This is a genomic window from Streptomyces fradiae (genome assembly GCF_041270065.1).
GTDB lineage: Bacteria > Actinomycetota > Actinomycetes > Streptomycetales > Streptomycetaceae > Streptomyces.
The window spans coordinates 2,584,486-2,603,545 of sequence record NZ_CP065958.1 but is presented as its reverse complement, the minus strand read 5'-3'; the positions used below and the strand labels follow the sequence as shown (position 1 = coordinate 2,603,545).

The following is a 19,060-nucleotide window of genomic DNA, read 5'->3' as shown; positions in this document are numbered from 1 at the left end:
CAGGGCGACCGGTGGGTACGGAAGAGTTGATTCCGGATCGTGATTCAGGACATATGCGGGACATAAGGTCCAGACCAGGCGGGACCAAAGTCCTTCCGACGGCCTGTCGGAGGTCCCGACCCCGCTGACCGCTACCCGCTCCCGGCCGTGCCACACTCGGAACATGCGCGTCTACCTCGGCTCCGATCACGCCGGCTACGAACTCAAGAACCACCTCGTCGAATGGCTGAAGGCCCACGGCCACGAGGCCGTCGACTGCGGTCCCCACATCTACGACGCCCAGGACGACTACCCGCCGTTCTGCCTGCGCGCCGCGGAGAAGACCGCCGCCGACGAGGGCAGCCTCGGCATCGTGATCGGCGGCTCCGGCAACGGCGAGCAGATCGCCGCCAACAAGGTCAAGGGCGTCCGTGCCGCCCTCGCCTGGAGCGAGCAGACCGCCGCCCTCGGCCGCGAGCACAACAACGCCAACGTGGTCGCCGTCGGCGCCCGGATGCACTCCGAGGAAGAGGCGACCAAGTTCGTCGAGATCTTCCTGAACACGCCGTACTCCGGTGACGAGCGTCACACCCGCCGCATCGACATGCTGTCGAAGTACGAGACCACCGGCGAGCTCCCGGCCATCCCGGCCCACCACCCGCAGGAGCCCACCGCCTGATGCCCGAAGGGCACACCATCCACCGGCTGGCCGCCGACTACCGGGAACGGTTCGGCGGCCGGTCCGTGCGCGTCTCCAGCCCCCAGGGCAAGTTCGCCGACTCGGCGGCCCTGCTCGACGGCACCGTCCTGGAGCGCACCGAGGCGCACGGCAAGCACCTCTTCCTCGGCTTCGCGGGCTTCCCGGGCGGCGAGTGGGTCCACATCCACCTCGGCCTCTTCGGCAAGGTCAACTTCGGCGACGCCCCGGCCCCGCCCGCGACGGACACCGTCCGACTGCGGCTGGCCAACCCCGACGCGTACGTCGACCTGCGCGGCCCCACCACCTGTGCGCTCATCACCGACGCCGAGAAGCAGGCGATACACGAGCGCCTCGGCCCCGACCCGCTCCGCGCCGACGCCGACCCCGGCCGCGCCTGGAAGCGCATCTCCCGCTCCCGTACGACCGTCGCCGCGCTCCTCATGGACCAGAAGATCGTCGCGGGCGTCGGCAACGTCTACCGCGCCGAGGTCCTCTTCCGGCACGGCATCGACCCGTACCGCGCGGGCAAGGACCTCACCCCGGGGGAGTGGGACGCGATCTGGGCCGACCTGGCGATGCTGATGCGCGAGGGCGTCCGCCTCAACCGCATCGACACGGTCCGCCCCGAACACACCCCCGAGGCGATGGGCCGCCCACCCCGCGTCGATGACCACGGCGGCGAGGTCTACGTCTACCGCCGCGCCCACCAGCCCTGCCACATCTGCACCGCGGAGATCCGCACGGCGGAACTGGCGGCACGGAACCTGTTCTGGTGCCCGGAGTGCCAACAGTCCTAGCTCGCTAGAACCCGTGCGGCAACCACGGCGCCACGGGCGACCCGAAGGCGACGGACGCCTCCGTCAACGCCCCCGCCCGCAGCTCGCGCACGCGCCCCGCCGCCGCCAGCGACACCAGCGACACGCCGCCCAGGTACGCCGCCCCCAACTCCCGCACGGACAGCGCCAGATCCGCAGGATCGTCCGTACGGACGCAACTGGCTCCGGTGCCGTCCCCCGTCAGCCGCCAACGCCCCTCGTTCCACGGACAGAACGCGTCCGCGACCTCCAACACCACATCCACCGGCGCCTGATACGTCCGCGCCGCCAGCGCCCCGCCCACGTCCACGAGCCGCACGAAGAGGATCTCGCGCAGCGTCGGCTCGCAGCGCCGGATGTCCGACACCAGGTGCTGCCAGGCGTCGTCCACCGGCCGGCTGTGCACCTTCACCCGCGCCGTCAGGTCCACCGAGCACAGGTACCGCCACAGCGCCGCCTCCGCCACCGGGTCGAGCCCGGCCAGCTGGTGCACCGACACGGAGCCGTCCGCGCCCGCGAAGGACCAGTCCGGCTTGACCGCGTAGTGCGCGTAGCCGACGACCTCCCCGTCCCGCTCCGCGAGCACGCACAGGCGCGGCGAGGCGCCCGCCCGGTCGCCCGGCGGGTCGAGCAGCGCAAGGCGCTCCCAGCCGGGGCGCCGCTCCAGCATCCCGGGCCGGCCGGCGACCAGCTTCGCGTACACCGCCTCGGTCGCGTCGAGCGCCTCCGTCGGCGTCGTCACCCGCAGCGCGATCCCGTCCACGCCCTCCGGGCCCTCCGGCACCTCCAGCCGCACCCGGGTCGTATCGATCGTCGCGTGCGCCGCGAACGTCGCCGCCCCGTAGCCGAAGCGGCCGTAGATCACCGGCTCCGAGGCCGTCAGGACCGCCAGCGGCTCGCCCCAGCTCCGTACGTCCTCCAGCTGGCGCCGCATCATCGAGGTGAGGATCCCGCGCCGCCGGTGCGTGCCGGCCACGCTCACCATCGTCACGCCCGCCGCCGGCACCACGCGCCCGCCGGGCACCGACAGGCGGAAGGAGAAGGCGCCCGCCGTGCCCACGCACCGGTCCCCGTCCCAGGCGCCGAGGAACCGCTCGTGCTCGGTGAGCTCCTGCCAGAGCTTGCGCTCCTCGTCGGCCTCCGGGACGCCGCCGAACGCGCGTTCAAGGACCGCGTACCAGTCGTCCCACTCGGCAGCGTCGAGCATCCGCAGTTCAGTCGTCATATGCCATCGATATCAGCGTCTCCTGACCCGACGCGACCCGATTTCGTACACGTTGTCACCTGGGTCCCCCTGCACGAGCTCCGACCGGGTGGATAGGGTCCAGGCCAATGGGACGTCGCGGCGCAGTGGACTCGTACGCGGCCCGGATGCGCAGGCGCGCCCGCCGGGCCCGCGTCGCGCTGCGCCGGAGCGGGGTCGACTACTTCCGCGGCGACGGCTCCGACTGGATCGCGCTCGCCGGACTCCTCCTCACCGTCCCCGCCATCACCGCCGGCTCGCTCGTCGACCCGGTGTGGTGCTCGCCCGTCGCCCTCGTCCTGCCGATCGTCGCCGGCGGGCTGCTGCTGCGGCCCGCCAGCCTGCTCGGCCTGTACGCTGCGGCGGCCGGCGCGCTCATCGTCGAGTCCGTCGTCCTCGGCCCCTACACCCAGGGCCCCGCCCGGGTCACCCCCGGCACCGTCCTCGTCGTCGCCGCCTGCGGACTCTTCGGCCTGCTCATCGCCCAGTTCCGGGCCCGCGTCGGCGTGCCCTGGCGGCGCGGCGGCACCATGCTCTTCGACCTGCGCGAACGCATCCGGGTGCAGAGCGCGCTGCCCCGGCTGCCGGCCGGCTGGCACCGCGAGATGGCGCTCCGCCCGGCCGGCGGCCAGTCCTTCTCCGGCGACTTCGTCGTCGCCGCCCGCACCCACGGCGGCCGCACCCTCGAAGTCGTCCTCACCGACGTCTCCGGCAAGGGCATGGACGCCGGCTCCCGCGCCCTGCTGCTCTCCGGCGCCTTCGGCGGTCTCCTCGGCTCGCTGCCCCCGCACGGCTTCCTGCCCGCCGCCAACGGCTATCTGCTCCGCCAGGACTGGGACGAGGGCTTCGCCACCTCCGTCCACCTCGTCCTCGACCTGGAGTCCGGCGACTACGAACTCCTCTCCGCCGGCCATCTGCCCGCGCTCCAACTGCACGCCGGCACCGGCCGCTGGGAGGAGAAGGACGCCGACGGACCGCTGCTCGGCGTGTACGACGGCGCCGAGTTCCACCCGGTCAAGGGCTCCCTGCGCCCCGGCGACGTCCTGATGCTCTTCACCGACGGCCTCGTCGAGAGTCCCGACCGCGACATCGCCGAGGGCATCGACCGCCTCACCGGCGAGGCCGACCGCCATGTCGCCGGCGGCTTCGAGGGCGCCGCCTGGCACCTCATCGAGGCCTGCGCCAAGGACGTCAACGACGACCGCGCGCTGCTCCTGATCAGCCGGGGGGGTTGAGAAATGACCGACACCCCGTACCTCACCCTGGCCGAGATCGAGGCCCTCGCCGTCGCCGCCCACGCCGGGCAGACCGACAAGGCGGGCCGCCCCTACGCGGAGCACCTGAGGGCCGTCGCCGAGGGGGTGCGGGCCCGGGGCGGCAGCGAGGCGCAGATCGCGGCCGGCTGGCTGCACGACAGCGTCGAGGACGACGCCCTGTCCGAGGAGTGGCTGACCGGCGCCGCACTGCCGGCGGAGGTCAAGGCCATGGTCCGCGCCCTCACCAAGCGCCCCGGCGAGCCCGTCGAGGAGTACACCCGTCGCATTCTGGCCACCCCGGGCGCCCTCCTGGTCAAGGAGGCCGACCTCGCCCACAACGCCGACCCGGCCCGGCTCGCCGTCCTCGACCCCGCGACCAGGGACCGCCTCACCGCCAAGTACGCGCGCGTGCGGGCCCTTCTGGGCCTCACCCGGCCCGCCTGAGGGGACGGCCGGCGGACGAGAAATACGTCACGTCGGCCGGATCCGTGCATCAACGATTCGTCACCCGGCCGCAGCGGGCAGGTAGTTGGTGGCACGATAGATGCGGCGGGGGTGTTCTGTGACGTGCGCTCCCGGGCGGCAAGGCGGACCGACCGAGGGTGTGATCAGTTGTGGCCATTTCACTGTCTGTGGTGCTGCTGTTGGCGATCATCCTGGTGGTGCTGATCCGCGGCGGAAACCTCAAGGCCGGACCGGCCGTCGTCGCGGTGCTCTTCGGCTTCTTCCTCGCCTCCACGGGCATGGCCGACGACATCCAGCGCTTCCTCGACTCGATAACGCAGACGATCGGCGGCATCAAGTTCTGACGTTCTGACGCCGAAGGCCCGCCGGACGATGTCCGGCGGGCCTTCGGTCGGTGGAGCGGGCGACGGGAATCGAACCCGCGTAGCTAGTTTGGAAGACTAGGGCTCTACCATTGAGCTACGCCCGCAAACAGGGAGCCGCAGGCCAGGGCCGCGGCACGGACGCCATCGTAGCGGGTCCGGACGGGTCGTCGCACACCCCTTGGAAAGGGGGGCGTCGCACCGTCTCCGTCCATGTACCCTACGTGTCGCACCGACGGGGTGTGGCGCAGCTTGGTAGCGCGTCCGCTTTGGGAGCGGAAGGCCGTGGGTTCAAATCCCGCCACCCCGACCAGCCAGGAACACGTGACCAGCCAAGATCACGTTGTGGGGCGCCCACTGCTTGCGGTTACTATGCAAGCTGCGTGCCCGTGTGTCTCTCTGACCGGGCCGATCGGCCGGAACCGCCCCTGGCGGTGCCGCCGGAAACCAGGAATCAGCCATCAAGGAGACCTAACCGTGAAGAGCGCCGTGGAGACCCTGAACCCGACCCGGGTTCGGCTCACTGTCGAGGTGCCCTTCGAGGAGCTCAAGGACAGCCTCGACGCGGCGTACAAGAAGATCAACCAGCAGGTCACGGTCAAGGGCTTCCGCAAGGGCAAGATCCCCGCGCGCGTCATCGACCAGCGCTTCGGCCGCGGTGCGGTGCTGGAGGAGGCCGTCAACGACGCCCTTCCGAAGTTCTACACCGAGGCCGTGAACGAGGCCGAGGTCAACCCGCTGGGTCAGCCCGAGGTCGACATCACGGAGCTGAAGGACGGCGAGCTGCTGGCCTTCACCGCCGAGGTCGACGTCCGCCCGACCATCGAGATCCCGGACTACTCCGGCATCGAGGTCGAGGTCGACGCCATCGAGGTCACCGACGAGGACGTCGAGAAGTCCGTGGAGCAGCTGCGCGAGCGCTTCGCCTCCACGAACCCGGTCGAGCGCGCCGCCGCCGAGGGCGACGTCGTCACGATCGACCTGCAGGCCAAGGTCGACGGCGAGGTCCTGCCCGACGGTGTCGCCGACGGTGTCTCGTACACCATCGGCTCCGGCGAGCTGCTCGACGGCATCGACGCCGCCGTCACCGGCCTGGAGGCCGGCGGCGAGGCCACCTTCACCTCCGAGCTGAAGGGCGGCTCGGCCGCGGGCAAGGAGGCCGAGGTCACCGTCAAGGTCACCGCCGTCGCCGCCCGCGAGCTCCCCGAGCTCGACGACGAGTTCGCTCAGATGGCGTCGGAGTTCGACACCCTCGACGAGCTCAAGGCCGACAGCCGCAAGCGCCTCGAGAACATGAAGCAGTTCGACCAGGCCACCCAGGCCCAGGAGCGCGTCCTGGAGAAGTTCCTGGAGATCGCGGAGATCCCCGTTCCCGAGAAGCTGCTCGAGGACGAGATCAACACCCGCAAGCACAACCTGGAGCACCACCAGCTCGGCCAGATGGGCCTGACCCTCGAGAAGTACCTGGAGTTCCAGGGCAAGACGGTCGAGGAGTTCGAGGCCGAGACCAAGGAGCAGGCGGTCAAGGGCATCAAGACCCAGTTCCTGCTCGACGAGCTGGTCTCCCAGGAGAAGCTGAACGTGGACCAGGAGGAGCTCACCGAGCACCTCATGCGCCGCGCCGCCTCCTCCGGCATGTCCCCCGACCAGTTCGCCCAGGCCGTCGTCCAGGGCGGCCAGGTGCCGATGCTGGTCGGCGAGGTCGCCCGCGGCAAGGCCCTCGCGGTCGTCGTCGAGGCCGCCAAGGTCGTCGACACCAACGGCAACGAGGTCGACCTGTCCGACGAGGACGAGGAGCAGGCCACGGAGACGGTCGAGGCCGTCACCGGCGAGGCCGAGGTCGCCGAGGACAAGTAAGGCTCTCCGGGCGGCCCGCGCCGCCCGCCGAACGCCGCGCCACGGGCCCGGACGCACGATCGTGCGCCCGGGCCCGTGGACGTACCGGGACCTGCGGCCTGCCGCACCGCCTGGCCCCGTGGTGACCCGTTCATGCGTGCCCAACTACCTTGCGCTCCCAGCGAACAGTTCGGGAACCGGGATGGCGTTGTCCTACCTGCGCGTTAGGGTCCATGAATACGGGGGCAGTGCCCTCAGAACGAGACGCGAGACGGCTTGGGGCCGTCGGAGACGAGCAGGTGGATACGTGACGAATCTGAAGCCTTACGCCGCGGGTGAGCCGTCCATCGGTGGCGGCCTCGGCGACCATGTCTACAACCGGCTGCTCGGCGAGCGGATCATCTTCCTCGGCCAGCAGGTCGACGACGAGATCGCGAACAAGATCACCGCGCAGATGCTCCTCCTGGCCGCCGACCCGGAGAAGGACATCTTCCTCTACATCAACAGCCCCGGTGGCTCGGTGACGGCCGGCATGGCCATCTACGACACCATGCAGTACATCCCCAACGACGTCGTGACGATCGGTATGGGCATGGCGGCCTCCATGGGCCAGTTCCTGCTCACCGGCGGCACCGCCGGCAAGCGCTTCGCGCTCCCGAACACCGACGTCCTGATGCACCAGGGCTCCGCCGGCATCGGCGGCACCGCCTCGGACATCAAGATCCAGGCCGAGTACCTGCTCCGTACGAAGAAGCGGATGGCCGAGATCACCGCGCACCACTCCGGCCAGACCGTCGAGACGATCATCCGCGACGGCGACCGCGACCGCTGGTTCACCGCGCAGGAGGCCAAGGAGTACGGCCTCATCGACGACATCATCACCCACGCCGCGGGTGTCCCGGGCGGCGGCGGCACGGGCGCCTGAGCCCAGGCAGCCCGCTCCAGAGCCCCACCCCCGCCGAACGCCACCAGGACGGTGAACACCCAGATGCAGAACAACCTCTCCGCGAGCGGCCTCTACACCGGCGCGCCGATGGACAACCGCTATGTCGTCCCGCGCTTCGTGGAGCGCACCTCGCAGGGCGTGCGCGAGTACGACCCGTACGCGAAGCTGTTCGAGGAGCGCGTGATCTTCCTCGGCGTGCAGATCGACGACGCCTCCGCCAACGACGTCATGGCGCAGCTGCTGTGCCTGGAGTCGATGGACCCGGACCGCGACATCTCGATCTACATCAACAGCCCCGGTGGCTCCTTCACCGCGCTGACGGCCATCTACGACACGATGCAGTTCGTGAAGCCGGACATCCAGACGGTCTGCATGGGTCAGGCGGCCTCCGCCGCGGCCGTGCTGCTCGCCGCCGGCACCCCCGGCAAGCGGATGGCCCTGCCGAACGCGCGCGTGCTGATCCACCAGCCCTCCGGCGGCACCGGCCGTGAGCAGCTCTCCGACCTGGAGATCGCGGCCAACGAGATCCTGCGCATGCGCACCCAGCTGGAGGAGATGCTGGCCAAGCACTCCTCGACCCCCATCGAGAAGATCCGCGACGACATCGAGCGCGACAAGATCCTGACCGCCGAGGACGCCCTCGCGTACGGCCTGATCGACCAGATCATCTCGACCCGCAAGAGCACGGCGGGCGCGTCGGTCTGACGCTCGACCTTCCCCTGGCACGGTCCGCACGGCAGGTGTGGCCGAATCGCATCCATGTGAACCGTGCCAAGGGGGGCCCGAACGGGGGGCCCGGCAAGGTACCGTCGAATATGAGGCACCAGGAGTCGCTGAACCAAGCGCTCCCAGGCGAAGGGGAAGCACCTCGTGGCACGCATCGGTGATGGCGGCGATCTGCTCAAGTGCTCGTTCTGCGGAAAGAGCCAGAAGCAGGTGAAGAAGCTCATCGCAGGACCCGGTGTGTACATCTGCGACGAGTGCATCGACCTCTGCAACGAGATCATCGAGGAAGAGCTCGCGGAGACGAGCGAAGTGCGGTGGGAGGAACTCCCCAAGCCGCGCGAGATCTACGAGTTCCTCGAGGGGTACGTCGTCGGGCAGGAGCCCGCGAAGAAGGCCCTCTCGGTCGCGGTCTACAACCACTACAAGCGCGTCCAGGCCGGCGAGAACGGCGGCGCGCAGGGCCGGGACGACGCCATCGAACTGGCGAAGTCCAACATCCTGCTGCTCGGCCCGACCGGCTCCGGCAAGACGCTCCTGGCGCAGACCCTGGCCCGGATGCTCAACGTGCCGTTCGCCATCGCCGACGCCACCGCGCTGACGGAGGCCGGCTATGTCGGCGAGGACGTCGAGAACATCCTGCTCAAGCTGATCCAGGCCGCGGACTACGACGTCAAGAAGGCCGAGACCGGCATCATCTACATCGACGAGATCGACAAGGTCGCCCGTAAGAGCGAAAACCCGTCGATCACGCGCGACGTCTCCGGCGAGGGCGTGCAGCAGGCCCTGCTGAAGATCCTGGAGGGCACCACGGCCTCCGTCCCGCCGCAGGGCGGCCGGAAGCACCCGCACCAGGAGTTCATCCAGATCGACACGACGAACGTGCTCTTCATCGTGGGCGGCGCCTTCGCCGGCCTCGAGAAGATCATCGAGTCGCGGGCCGGCGCCAAGGGCATCGGCTTCGGGGCGACCATCCGCTCCAAGCGCGAGATCGAGGCGAGCGACCAGTTCCAGGAGGTCATGCCGGAGGACCTGGTGAAGTTCGGGATGATCCCCGAGTTCATCGGCCGTCTCCCCGTCATCACCTCGGTCCACAACCTGGACCGAGAGGCCCTGCTCAAGATCCTCGTCGAGCCGCGCAACGCGCTGGTGAAGCAGTACCAGCGCCTCTTCGAACTCGACGGCGTCGAGCTGGACTTCGACCGCCCGGCCCTGGAGGCCATCGCCGACCAGGCCATCCTCCGCGGCACCGGCGCGCGCGGCCTGCGCGCCATCATGGAGGAGGTCCTCCAGTCGGTGATGTACGAGGTCCCGTCCCGTAAGGACGTGGCCCGCGTGGTCATCACGGCGGACGTGGTCCGCGACAACGTCAACCCGACGCTGGTCCCGCGCATCGTGAAGAACGACGGCCGTCACGAGAAGAGCGCGTAAGCGCCGTAGGGACACGAAGCGACACGAAGCGGCACCAAGAGGGGCGCCCCACCGGACTGGTGGGGCGCCCCTCTTCATATCCGTACCCGATCAGGCCTTGCTGCGCGCCGTGTTGTAGAGCTTCGCCGCGAGGTCGGCCACCTCGGACTGCGGGAGCGCCGCGCCGCCCGTCATCATGGTCGACAGATCGATCAGATTGACCGAGCCGACGGTCGAGTAGTCGGCCCAGATGCAGGTCGGGGCCTCCATCGTCTTGGGGCCGAGGGCCGCCGAGCCGGTGCTCTTCTCGTTGGTCATCTTCACGTTCTGGCACTTCATCAGCGCGCCCTCGAAACCGGCGGGCTCCACGACCTCGGCGGTGCCGACGAGTTCGTACGTGATGCCGAGCTGCTTGGCCTCGGGGTTCTTCCCGATGCTGGCGAAGTAGTTGTCGATGGTCTTGTCCGGGTCGGCGATCTCGCCGTACAGACCGCTGAAGCTGAGCTGCTTGCCCTTGAGCGGCGCGGTGTCGTTCTTGTACTGGGCGAAGACCTGGGCGGGGTTCTTCACGCCCAGCGCCTCGGCACGGGCCTTCTGCTCGGCGTTCAGGGTGGTCGGCTTGGGCGCCGCCCCGGTGCTCTTGTACTCGCCCACCGTCGTCGGGGCGGTCAGCTTGTACCCCTTGGTGTCGTCGCTCACCGCGCTGTTCCCCGCGCCGCCCCCGCCCAGGACGAAGTACGCGCCCACACCGATCGCCGCCACGACCGCGATGCCGCCGATGACCCAGCCCGCCTTGGACTTCTTCGGCGCCGGCGGCTGCGGCAGGTATCCGCCCGGGCCCTGCGGGGCGCCGTACGGGGGCTGCTGCGGCTGGCCGTAGGGGCCGGGCTGCTGGGGCTGCTGGGGGTAGCCGTACGGGGCGCCCTGCGGGGCCTGCTGCGGGTAGCCGTAGCCCGGCTGCGGGGCGGGCTGCTGGCCGTAAGGGTTCGGCTGGCCGCCGTACGGGCCGGGCTGCTGCTGGCCGTAGGGGTTCGGCTGGCCGCCGCCGTACGGGCCCGGCTGGTTGTAGCTCATGGACAGGTTCCCCTCACAGGATGTTTATGCGTAGCGAACATCCTGTCGGAAGCCGCGACGGGCCGGAGCGCTGGGGGGCACACCGTTACGGAACAATCGAGTTTCAGGACAGCTCCGGGACACCCCTAAACTGGGCCCGTGACCGAGAACACTCAGCAGCAGACAGCAGCCACCACCGAATTGCCGACCCAGTACACGCCGGCCGAGGTAGAGGGGCCGCTGTACGAGCGCTGGGTGGAGCGCGGCTACTTCGAGGCCGACGCGAAGTCCGACAAGCCGCCGTACACCATCGTCATCCCGCCGCCGAACGTCACCGGCGCCCTGCACCTGGGCCACGCCTTCCAGGTGACGCTGATGGACGCCCTCACCCGCCGCAAGCGCATGCAGGGCTTCGAGACGCTGTGGCTGCCGGGCATGGACCACGCCGGCATCGCGACCCAGAACAAGGTCGAGCAGCAGCTCGCCGAGGAGGGCAAGTCCCGTCACGACCTGGGCCGCGAGGAGTTCGTCGAGCGCGTCTGGCAGTGGAAGGACGAGTACGGCGGCCGGATCCTCGGCCAGCTGCGCCGCCTCGGCGCCGGTCTCGACTGGTCGCGCGAGCGCTTCACCATGGACGAGGGCCTTTCCCGGGCCGTCCAGAAGATCTTCAAGGACCTGTACGAGGACGGTCTGATCTACCGCGCCGAGCGCATCATCAACTGGTGCCCGCGCTGTCTGACCGCGATCTCCGACATCGAGGTCGAGTACCAGGACGACGCCGGCGAGCTCGTCTCCATCCGGTACGGCGAGGGCGAGGACTCCCTGGTCGTCGCGACGACCCGCGCCGAGACGATGCTCGGTGACACGGCCGTCGCCGTCCACCCGGACGACGAGCGGTACGCCCACCTGATCGGCAAGCAGATCAAGCTGCCGCTGACGGACCGTACGATCCCGGTCGTCGCGGACACGCACGTCGACCCGGAGTTCGGCACCGGCGCCGTCAAGGTGACCCCGGCGCACGACCCGAACGACTTCGCGATCGGCCAGCGCCACGACCTGCCCTCGCTCACCGTCATGGACGAGCACGGCGTCATCACCGTCCACGGCCCCTTCCTCGGCCTGGACCGCTTCGAGGCCCGCTCGGCGATCGTCGGCGCGCTGAAGGAGCAGGGCCGGATCGTCGCCGAGAAGCGCCCGTACATGCACTCCGTCGGCCACTGCTCGCGCTGCAAGACGACCGTCGAGCCGCGTCTGTCGATGCAGTGGTGGGTCAAGGTCGGCCCGCTGGCGCAGGCCGCCGGCGACGCCGTCCGCGACGGCTCCGTCGACATCCACCCGAAGGAGCTCTCCAAGCGCTACTTCGACTGGGTCGACAACATGCACGACTGGTGCATCTCGCGCCAGCTGTGGTGGGGCCACCGCATCCCGATCTGGTACGGCCCCGACGGCGAGGTCGTCTGCCTCGGACCGGACGACGAGGCGCCGACGGGCGAGGGCTGGACCCAGGACCCCGACGTCCTGGACACCTGGTTCTCCTCCGGCCTGTGGCCGTTCTCCACGCTCGGCTGGCCGGAGCAGACCCCGGACCTGGCGAAGTTCTACTCGACCGACGTCCTGCTCACCGGCCACGACATCATCTTCTTCTGGGTCGCCCGGATGATGATGTTCGGCCTGTACGCGATGGACGGCGAGGTCCCGTTCAAGACCGTCGCCCTCACCGGCCTCGTCCGCGACGAGTTCGGCAAGAAGATGTCGAAGTCCAACCCGAACGCGGTCGACCCGCTGGACTGGATGAACGCGTACGGCTCCGACGCCGTCCGCTTCACCCTGGCCAAGGGCGCCAACCCGGGCGCGGACGTGCCGATCGGCGAGGACTGGGTCCAGGCGTCCCGGAACTTCGCCAACAAGATCTGGAACGCGACCCGTTTCGCGATGATGAACGGCGCCACGATCGAGGGTCCGCTGCCGGACGCCTCCGAGATGTCGGCGACCGACCGCTGGATCCTGTCCCGGCTCAACGAGACGGTCGCGCAGGTCGACGCGTACTACGAGGACTTCCAGTTCGCCAAGCTGAGCGAGTCGCTCTACCACTTCGCGTGGGACGAGGTCTTCGCCTGGTACGTCGAGCTGTCGAAGACCACGTTCTTCGCCGGCGGCGAGCAGGCCAAGGTCTCCGGCCGTGTCCTCGGCGAGGTCCTGGACGTGATGCTGCGGCTGCTGCACCCGATCGTCCCGTTCGTCACCGACACCCTGTGGACCACCCTCACGGGCGGCGAGTCCCTGGTCATCGCCGACTGGCCGAAGGACTCGGGCTTCCGCGACAAGGCCGCCGAGGACGAGATCGAGCTGGTCCAGCGGCTCGTCACCGAGGTTCGCCGGTTCCGCAAGGAGCAGGGTCTCCAGGACGCCCAGAAGGTCCCGGCCCGCCTGGAGCTGGCCGGCACCGCGCTCGCCGCGCACGAGGCCGCCATCCGCCAGCTGCTCCGCCTCCAGCCGGAGGGCGAGGGTTTCGCCGCCACCGCGAGCCTCCCGGTCGCCGGCGCGACGGTCTCGCTCGACCTGTCGGGCACGATCGACGTCGCCGCCGAGCGCAAGCGGCTCGCCAAGGACCTGGCCGCCGCCGAGAAGGAGAAGGCGCAGGCCGAGGCCAAGCTCGGCAACGAGGCGTTCCTGGCCAAGGCCCCGGACAACGTGGTCGACAAGATCAAGGGCCGTCTCGCCAAGGCGGACGAGGACATCGCCCGCATCCAGGCGCAGCTGGAGCGCCTGCCGCAGGCGTAGCCCGTAGGCAGTAAGAGCAGTAAGAGGCAGTACGGAAGGGCCCGGTACCGCACGCGCGGTGCCGGGCCTTTTCCGTGTCGCCGCGGCGGCCGGTTCGTACCCATTTCAGTGGGAAGTGCCCGATCTCACACCGGACGGGACTTCAGGTCCCCCGTCCCGGGACGAAAGACCCGGGATGATGGAACGCATGCTTCCCCTTCCCACCCCGTCCGCGCTGCGCCGCTGCGTGGACCGGTGGGCGGTGTCGCCCCGCGCCATGGACGTGGTCGCCGCGCTGAGCGCGTTCGGCCTGATGGTCCTGGACGTGCCGGGGCTCGCTCGCGGGGACAACTCGCTCACCGGGGTCACCGCCACCCTGGTCCTCGGCGCCGGCGCGGCCACGCTGGTGCTGCGCCGCAAGGCGCCCTGGGTGCCGTTCGCGGTGGCGCTCGTCCTGATGGGCTGGCTGCACGAGCTGACGATGATCCAGTTCGCGCTGTACTCGCTCGGCCGCTTCCGGGGCCGGCGGACCGCCGTGCTCGCCACGCTGCTGTACGTGGCCGCCGCCTACGCGTACTTCAACACGCCCGGCTGGCCCGCCCGGCACGGCGACACGCTCAGCGACTTCCTGAGCCTGGTCGTGCCGATCGGCGTCCTCGCGGCGGGCGTCGGCATCGCCGCGTACCGCCACGATCTGGTGCGCGCCCTGGAGGCCCAGCGCCGCGAGGCCGCCGCCCGGCAGGCCGTCCAGGAGGAGCGGATCTCGGTCGGCCGGGACGTCCACGACCTGGTCGGCCGCGAGCTGACGGTGCTCGCGGTACGGGCCGAGGTGCTCGCCGTACGGGCCAGGCGGGACGCCGGGGGAGCGGCGTACCGGCAGGACTTCGAGGAGCTCGCGGACACCGCGCGGCGGGCCCACCGGATGCTCAACGAGACGATCGTGCGGCGCGGCGACGACGGCGCCGCCGCGCCCGGCCTGGACGGCCCCGACGGTCTCGCCGCGCTCGCCGAGGAGAGCGAGCGGATGGGCAGCCCGGTCCACCTGGAGGTCGCCGAGGAGGCGAAGGCCCTGTCACCGCTGCGCCAGACGGCCGTCCACCGGGTGGTCCGCGAGTGCCTCACGAACGCCGCCAAGCACGCCCCCGGCCTCCCGGTCACTGTCACGATCACCGTCGAGGACCCCGACGACCTCCGCGTCGAGGTCCGCAACCCCCTCCCGCCGGCCCCGCCCACCCGCGCCCCCGTCTCCACCGGCACCGGCCTGGTCTCCATGGCCGAACGCGTCACCAGCATGGGCGGCACCCTGAACGCCGGGCGCGAGCACGGCGCGTACGTGGTGCGGGCCGCGCTGCCGGCGGGCCTTCGGTAGCGAGGCGAGCCCGCCTGGGCCGGGCGTCCGTCCCGGGGCCTCGCGGGCCGTGGTCCGCGCCGGCTGCGCCGGGCAGGCCTGCGTCCGCCCGGGGCCGTCGCGGCCCCGCGACCCCGGCGCCCGCGCCGCCCGGCCGAGGTCCTCGTCGGGTCCCGTCGGGTCCTGTCGGTGGCGCTCCGTAGACTGGACGCGTGAGTGAGCCGAGCGACCCGACCGACCCGCGCGATCCCAGCGACGACCTGTTCGACGACATCGTCGACAACGAGACCGACCGCGACCCCGACCTGGCGGTGATCGAGGCCGGCAGCCGCACCCTGCGCACCATGGGCGGCCCGCCGCAGGGCGACCCGGTGCCGAGCGCGCCGGCCGACCCCGAGGTCGCCAAGGCGCTGCGCGAGGTCGAGACCGAGCTGTCCACCCGCTGGGGCGAGACCAAGCTGGAGCCCTCCGTCACGCGGATCGCCGCGCTGATGGACGTGCTCGGCGAGCCGCAGCGCGCGTACCCGTCGATCCACATCACCGGCACCAACGGCAAGACCTCCACCGCCCGCATGATCGAGGCCCTGCTCGGCGCCTTCGACCTGCGCACCGGCCGCTACACCTCGCCGCATGTGCAGACCATCACCGAGCGCATCAGCCTGGACGGCGCCCCGATCGCCCCGGAGCGGTTCGTCGAGACCTACCGGGACATCGCGCCGTACGTGGAGCTGGTCGACGCCCGCGAGGAGTACCGGCTCTCCTTCTTCGAGGTCCTCACCGGAATGGCGTACGCGGCCTTCGCCGACGCCCCGGTCGACGCGGCCGTCGTCGAGGTCGGCATGGGCGGCACCTGGGACGCGACGAACGTCATCGACGCCTCCGTCGCCGTCGTCACCCCGATCGACCTCGACCACACCGACCGGCTCGGCGAGACGCCCGCCGAGATCGCCGGCGAGAAGTCCGGGGTCATCAAGCAGGGCGCGACCGTGATCCTGGCCCAGCAGCCGGTCGACGCGGCGCAGGTGCTCCTGAAGAAGGCCGTCGACGTGGACGCGACCGTGGCCCGCGAGGGCATGGAGTTCGGCGTCGTCTCCCGCGAGATCGCGGTCGGCGGCCAGCTCCTCACCCTGCGCGGCCTCGGCGGCGAGTACGACAACGTGTTCCTGCCGCTGCACGGTGCGCACCAGGCGCACAACGCGGCCGTGGCGCTCGCCGCCGTCGAGGCCTTCTTCGGCATCGGCGCGCAGCACGCCCGCACCCTCGACCTCGACACCGTCCGCCGGGCCTTCGCCCAGGTGGCCTCGCCCGGCCGCCTGGAGGTCGTGCGCAAGTCGCCGACGGTGATCCTGGACGCCGCGCACAACCCGCACGGCGCCCGCGCCACCGCCGACGGCGTCAGCGAGGCGTTCGGCTTCTCGCGGCTCATCGGCGTGGTGTCCACCAGCGGCGACAAGGACGCGAAGGGGCTCCTGGAGGCCTTCGAGCCGATCTTCGCGGAGGTCGTGATCACCGCGAACTCCAACCCGCGGGCCACCGACGTCGACGCGCTCGCCGCGCTGGCCGTCGAGGTCTTCGGCGAGGACCGCGTGGTGGTCGAGCCGCGGCTCGACGACGCCCTGGAGACGGCGATCACCCTCGCCGAGGAAGAGGGCGAGTATGCGGGCGCGGGAGTCCTCGTGACCGGTTCGATCTTCACGGTCGGCGACGCCCGGCTGCTGCTCAAGAGGGGCTGAGGCGGGGCCATGCGGGTGCTGTGTTCCTCGACGCTGATCGGTGAGTTCTTCGTCATCGGCTTCGCCGGTCTGGTCGCCATGAAGGACGACTCGCTGGCGATGTCCACGGTGTGGTGGGTCTGCGGGGTCGCCATGGTCCTGTCGGTGCTGCTCTGCGGGACGCTCACCCGTCCGGGCGGCGTGCAGCTCGGCTGGGCCCTCCAGATCGCGCTGATCGCCAGCGGTGTCTTCGTGCCGGTGATGTTCTTCCTCGGCGCGGTCTTCGCCGTCCTGTGGTGGTGCTCGGTGCACTACGGACGCCGCATCGACCAGGTCAAGGCCGACTGGGCCGCCCGCCAGGAGGCCGCCCAGGGCTCCGCAGGGCCTGACGCTGCGTGATGACAGCTGGTGCGGGCCCTGTAGATTCTTAGGGCCTGTCCGGCGGATCATGGCCGGGCCCGCGACGCCTGGCACGGCACCTCGCCGCGTTGCCGAAGCGCCCCGATAGCTCCGCTATCGCGACGCTCCGGCGCCTTGCGATCCACCGCACCAGACGCCGCGGCCTTTCCGACCCTGATCCGCCGGACAGGCCCTAGCCCCGCACACCGTTGTCTGAAGGAGTTCCCCCGTGAGCCAGCGCACGCTCGTCCTGCTCAAGCCCGACGCCGTCCGCCGTGGCCTGATCGGCGAGATCATCGGCCGTATCGAGCGCAAGGCCGGCTGGACCATCGCGGCCCTGGAGATGCGCGAGCTGGACCAGGAGACCCTGGAGCAGCACTACGGCGAGCACAAGGGCAAGCCGTTCTACGAGCCGCTCATGGGCTTCATGGCCTCCGGCCCGATCGTCGCGCTGGTCGTCGAGGGCGAGCGGGTCATCGAGGGCCTGCGCACCCTGGCCGGCCCGACCGACCCGATCGCCGCCGCGCCCGGCTCCATCCGCGGCGACTACGGCACCATCGTCCGCGAGAACCTGATCCACGCCTCGGACTCCGAGGAGTCCGCCGCCCGCGAGCTGAAGCTCTTCTTCCCGGGCCTCTGACCTGGCCTTCGGCCGGTCCGAGGGCACGCGCCTGAACGGGTGTCAGCCGATCGGCGGCATCGCCTGGGGGCGACCGAAGGAATTCGGTCGCCCCCAGGCATATGAACGCCGATCCCGGGAACGGATCGCCGCGTCATACCGTCACCTATACAGAGGTGGACTGGGGCGGTCCGCCGCGCGGTATCCGTGCGGGCGGCACTACGATGGGAAAACTCCACGCCGCACCACCTTCAGTCACCACCTCGCCTACCTGAGAAGCCGTCAACGCTCCGCTAGGGAAGGCCCGACGCATCCTCATGGGACACAAGGGGAACTCAATGTCGTTCATCGGCCGTGACATGGCTGTCGACCTCGGGACCGCCAACACGCTGGTGTACGTCAGGGGTCGAGGCATCGTTCTGAACGAGCCGTCCGTCGTCGCGATCAACACCAACACCGGCGGCATCCTCGCGGTCGGTGCCGAGGCGAAGAAGATGATCGGCCGGACGCCCGGCAACATCGTCGCCGTCCGCCCGCTCAAGGACGGCGTCATCGCCGACTTCGAGATCACGGAGCGGATGCTCCGCTACTTCATCCTCAAGATCCACAAGCGCCGCTACCTGGCCCGCCCCCGGGTCGTCGTCTGCGTGCCCTCCGGCATCACCGGAGTCGAGCGCCGCGCCGTCATCGAGGCCTCCACCCAGGCCGGCGCCCGCCAGGTGCACATCATCGAGGAGCCCATGGCCGCGGCCATCGGCTCGGGCCTCCCGGTCCACGAGGCCACCGGCAACATGGTCGTCGACATCGGCGGCGGCACCACCGAGGTGGCCGTCATCAGCCTCGGCGGAATCGTCACAGCACAGTCCATCCGGGTGGCCGGCGACGAGCTGGACAACGCGATCATCCAGCACATCAAGAAGGAGTACTCGCTCCTCCTCGGTGAGCGCACCGCCGAACAGATCAAGATCACCATCGGCTCGGCGTACGACCTCGAACAGGACGAGCACACCGAGATCCGCGGCCGCGACCTGGTCTCCGGCCTGCCCAAGACCGTGGTGATCTCCGCCGCCGAGGTCCGCAAGGCCATCGAGGAGCCGGTCAACGCGATCGTCGACGCGGTCAAGACCACCCTCGACAAGTGCCCGCCGGAGCTCTCCGGTGACGTCATGGACCGTGGCATCGTTCTCACGGGTGGCGGCGCCCTGCTCCGCGGCCTCGACGAGCGGCTCCGCCGCGAGACCGGCATGCCGATCCACATCGCCGAGGACCCGCTGGACTCGGTGGCGCTCGGATCCGGCAAGTGCGTCGAGGAGTTCGAGGCCCTCCAGCAGGTCCTCGACGCCCAGCCGCGCCGCTGACCCGCGGGGCCCCGCCGACCGGCGGCCCCGCACCCGTACCCGTACAACTTCATCTTCACCACCCGTCACATCCCGT

At 70.5% G+C, this 19,060-nt stretch carries 17 protein-coding genes and 2 tRNA genes; 16 read left to right on the top strand and 3 right to left on the bottom strand.

Annotation, left to right across the window (positions count from 1 at the left end; genetic code table 11):
* Positions 1-163 precede the first annotated feature (163 nt).
* Both JAO84_RS11720 and JAO84_RS11715 read left to right on the top strand, forming a co-directional pair.
* Positions 164-658: a ribose-5-phosphate isomerase gene (locus JAO84_RS11720; protein WP_370412806.1), complete on the top strand. Its 495-nt coding sequence runs from the start codon at positions 164-166 to the stop codon at positions 656-658.
* Entirely contained in the window at positions 658-1,476 is an 819-nt protein-coding gene (locus tag JAO84_RS11715) for an Fpg/Nei family DNA glycosylase (protein ID WP_370412805.1), read from the top strand. The genes JAO84_RS11720 and JAO84_RS11715 overlap by 1 nt, the downstream gene beginning before the upstream one ends.
* 4 nt (positions 1,477-1,480) lie before the next feature.
* On the opposite strand, the gene JAO84_RS11710 is transcribed toward JAO84_RS11715, so the two are convergent.
* Positions 1,481-2,719 (bottom strand): GNAT family N-acetyltransferase, encoded by a 1,239-nt coding sequence (locus JAO84_RS11710; RefSeq protein ID WP_370412804.1) that lies wholly within the window; start codon positions 2,717-2,719, stop codon positions 1,481-1,483.
* A gap of 107 nt (positions 2,720-2,826) precedes the next feature.
* Between JAO84_RS11710 and JAO84_RS11705 the strand changes: the two genes are divergently transcribed.
* From JAO84_RS11705 to JAO84_RS11695, 3 genes are all read left to right on the top strand, one after another.
* Positions 2,827-3,972 carry a PP2C family protein-serine/threonine phosphatase gene (locus tag JAO84_RS11705; RefSeq protein ID WP_370412803.1) on the top strand — a complete coding sequence of 382 codons (1,146 nt, stop codon included), beginning with the start codon at positions 2,827-2,829 and terminating at the stop codon, positions 3,970-3,972.
* Positions 3,973-3,975: 3 nt separating this feature from the next.
* Complete coding sequence (locus JAO84_RS11700) at positions 3,976-4,437, top strand: HD domain-containing protein (RefSeq protein WP_370412802.1); 462 nt, start codon at positions 3,976-3,978, stop codon at positions 4,435-4,437.
* Positions 4,438-4,607: 170 nt separating this feature from the next.
* The gene (locus JAO84_RS11695; protein ID WP_265862396.1) at positions 4,608-4,802 is read left to right on the top strand and encodes a hypothetical protein; all 195 of its coding nucleotides are present in this window, start codon (positions 4,608-4,610) and stop codon (positions 4,800-4,802) included.
* Positions 4,803-4,853: 51 nt separating this feature from the next.
* Here JAO84_RS11695 and JAO84_RS11690 read toward each other — a convergent pair.
* Positions 4,854-4,927, bottom strand: a tRNA-Gly gene (locus tag JAO84_RS11690).
* 129 nt (positions 4,928-5,056) lie between these two features.
* Between JAO84_RS11690 and JAO84_RS11685 the strand changes: the two genes are divergently transcribed.
* From JAO84_RS11685 to clpX, 5 genes are all read left to right on the top strand, one after another.
* Positions 5,057-5,133, top strand: a tRNA-Pro gene (locus tag JAO84_RS11685).
* 164 nt (positions 5,134-5,297) lie between these two features.
* Positions 5,298-6,677, top strand: coding sequence for a trigger factor (gene tig / locus JAO84_RS11680; RefSeq protein ID WP_265862394.1), 1,380 nt, complete (start codon positions 5,298-5,300; stop codon positions 6,675-6,677).
* Between the two features lie 286 nt (positions 6,678-6,963).
* Positions 6,964-7,581: an ATP-dependent Clp protease proteolytic subunit gene (locus JAO84_RS11675; RefSeq protein ID WP_265862392.1), complete on the top strand. Its 618-nt coding sequence runs from the start codon at positions 6,964-6,966 to the stop codon at positions 7,579-7,581.
* Positions 7,582-7,644: 63 nt separating this feature from the next.
* On the top strand, positions 7,645-8,307 hold the full coding sequence (locus JAO84_RS11670) for an ATP-dependent Clp protease proteolytic subunit (RefSeq protein WP_265862391.1): 663 nt from the start codon (positions 7,645-7,647) through the stop codon (positions 8,305-8,307).
* A gap of 165 nt (positions 8,308-8,472) precedes the next feature.
* Positions 8,473-9,756 (top strand): ATP-dependent Clp protease ATP-binding subunit ClpX, encoded by a 1,284-nt coding sequence (gene clpX / locus JAO84_RS11665; protein WP_128980430.1) that lies wholly within the window; start codon positions 8,473-8,475, stop codon positions 9,754-9,756.
* 90 nt (positions 9,757-9,846) lie between these two features.
* On the opposite strand, the gene JAO84_RS11660 is transcribed toward clpX, so the two are convergent.
* A complete protein-coding gene (locus tag JAO84_RS11660) occupies positions 9,847-10,809 on the bottom strand; it encodes a hypothetical protein (RefSeq protein ID WP_370412801.1) in 963 nt (320 codons plus the stop codon).
* Positions 10,810-10,947: 138 nt separating this feature from the next.
* Between JAO84_RS11660 and JAO84_RS11655 the strand changes: the two genes are divergently transcribed.
* From JAO84_RS11655 to JAO84_RS11630, 6 genes are all read left to right on the top strand, one after another.
* Positions 10,948-13,569: a valine--tRNA ligase gene (locus JAO84_RS11655; RefSeq protein ID WP_370412800.1), complete on the top strand. Its 2,622-nt coding sequence runs from the start codon at positions 10,948-10,950 to the stop codon at positions 13,567-13,569.
* A 187-nt stretch (positions 13,570-13,756) separates the two neighbouring features.
* Positions 13,757-14,917, top strand: a complete 1,161-nt coding sequence (locus JAO84_RS11650) for a sensor histidine kinase (RefSeq protein ID WP_370412799.1) — start codon at positions 13,757-13,759, stop codon at positions 14,915-14,917.
* A 191-nt stretch (positions 14,918-15,108) separates the two neighbouring features.
* Positions 15,109-16,629, top strand: a complete 1,521-nt coding sequence (locus tag JAO84_RS11645) for a folylpolyglutamate synthase/dihydrofolate synthase family protein (protein ID WP_370412798.1) — start codon at positions 15,109-15,111, stop codon at positions 16,627-16,629.
* A gap of 9 nt (positions 16,630-16,638) precedes the next feature.
* A complete protein-coding gene (locus JAO84_RS11640; protein WP_265862382.1) occupies positions 16,639-17,007 on the top strand; it encodes a DUF4233 domain-containing protein in 369 nt (122 codons plus the stop codon).
* Between the two features lie 229 nt (positions 17,008-17,236).
* Complete coding sequence (gene ndk / locus JAO84_RS11635; protein ID WP_265862381.1) at positions 17,237-17,647, top strand: nucleoside-diphosphate kinase; 411 nt, start codon at positions 17,237-17,239, stop codon at positions 17,645-17,647.
* A 317-nt stretch (positions 17,648-17,964) separates the two neighbouring features.
* Positions 17,965-18,984, top strand: a complete 1,020-nt coding sequence (locus JAO84_RS11630) for a rod shape-determining protein (RefSeq protein ID WP_019886273.1) — start codon at positions 17,965-17,967, stop codon at positions 18,982-18,984.
* Positions 18,985-19,060: the final 76 nt, after the last annotated feature.

Bases quoted from the DNA above. Each gene is read 5' to 3' on its own strand.
- JAO84_RS11720 (WP_370412806.1), top strand. From the start codon at position 164: ATGCGCGTCTACCTCGGCTCCGATCACGCCGGCTACGAACTCAAGAAC.
- JAO84_RS11715 (WP_370412805.1), top strand. From the start codon at position 658: ATGCCCGAAGGGCACACCATCCACCGGCTGGCCGCCGACTACCGGGAA.
- JAO84_RS11710 (WP_370412804.1), bottom strand. From the start codon at position 2,719: ATGACGACTGAACTGCGGATGCTCGACGCTGCCGAGTGGGACGACTGG.
- JAO84_RS11705 (WP_370412803.1), top strand. From the start codon at position 2,827: ATGGGACGTCGCGGCGCAGTGGACTCGTACGCGGCCCGGATGCGCAGG.
- JAO84_RS11700 (WP_370412802.1), top strand. From the start codon at position 3,976: ATGACCGACACCCCGTACCTCACCCTGGCCGAGATCGAGGCCCTCGCC.
- JAO84_RS11670 (WP_265862391.1), top strand. From the start codon at position 7,645: ATGCAGAACAACCTCTCCGCGAGCGGCCTCTACACCGGCGCGCCGATG.
- JAO84_RS11660 (WP_370412801.1), bottom strand. From the start codon at position 10,809: ATGAGCTACAACCAGCCGGGCCCGTACGGCGGCGGCCAGCCGAACCCC.
- JAO84_RS11650 (WP_370412799.1), top strand. From the start codon at position 13,757: ATGCTTCCCCTTCCCACCCCGTCCGCGCTGCGCCGCTGCGTGGACCGG.
- JAO84_RS11640 (WP_265862382.1), top strand. From the start codon at position 16,639: ATGCGGGTGCTGTGTTCCTCGACGCTGATCGGTGAGTTCTTCGTCATC.
- JAO84_RS11630 (WP_019886273.1), top strand. From the start codon at position 17,965: ATGTCGTTCATCGGCCGTGACATGGCTGTCGACCTCGGGACCGCCAAC.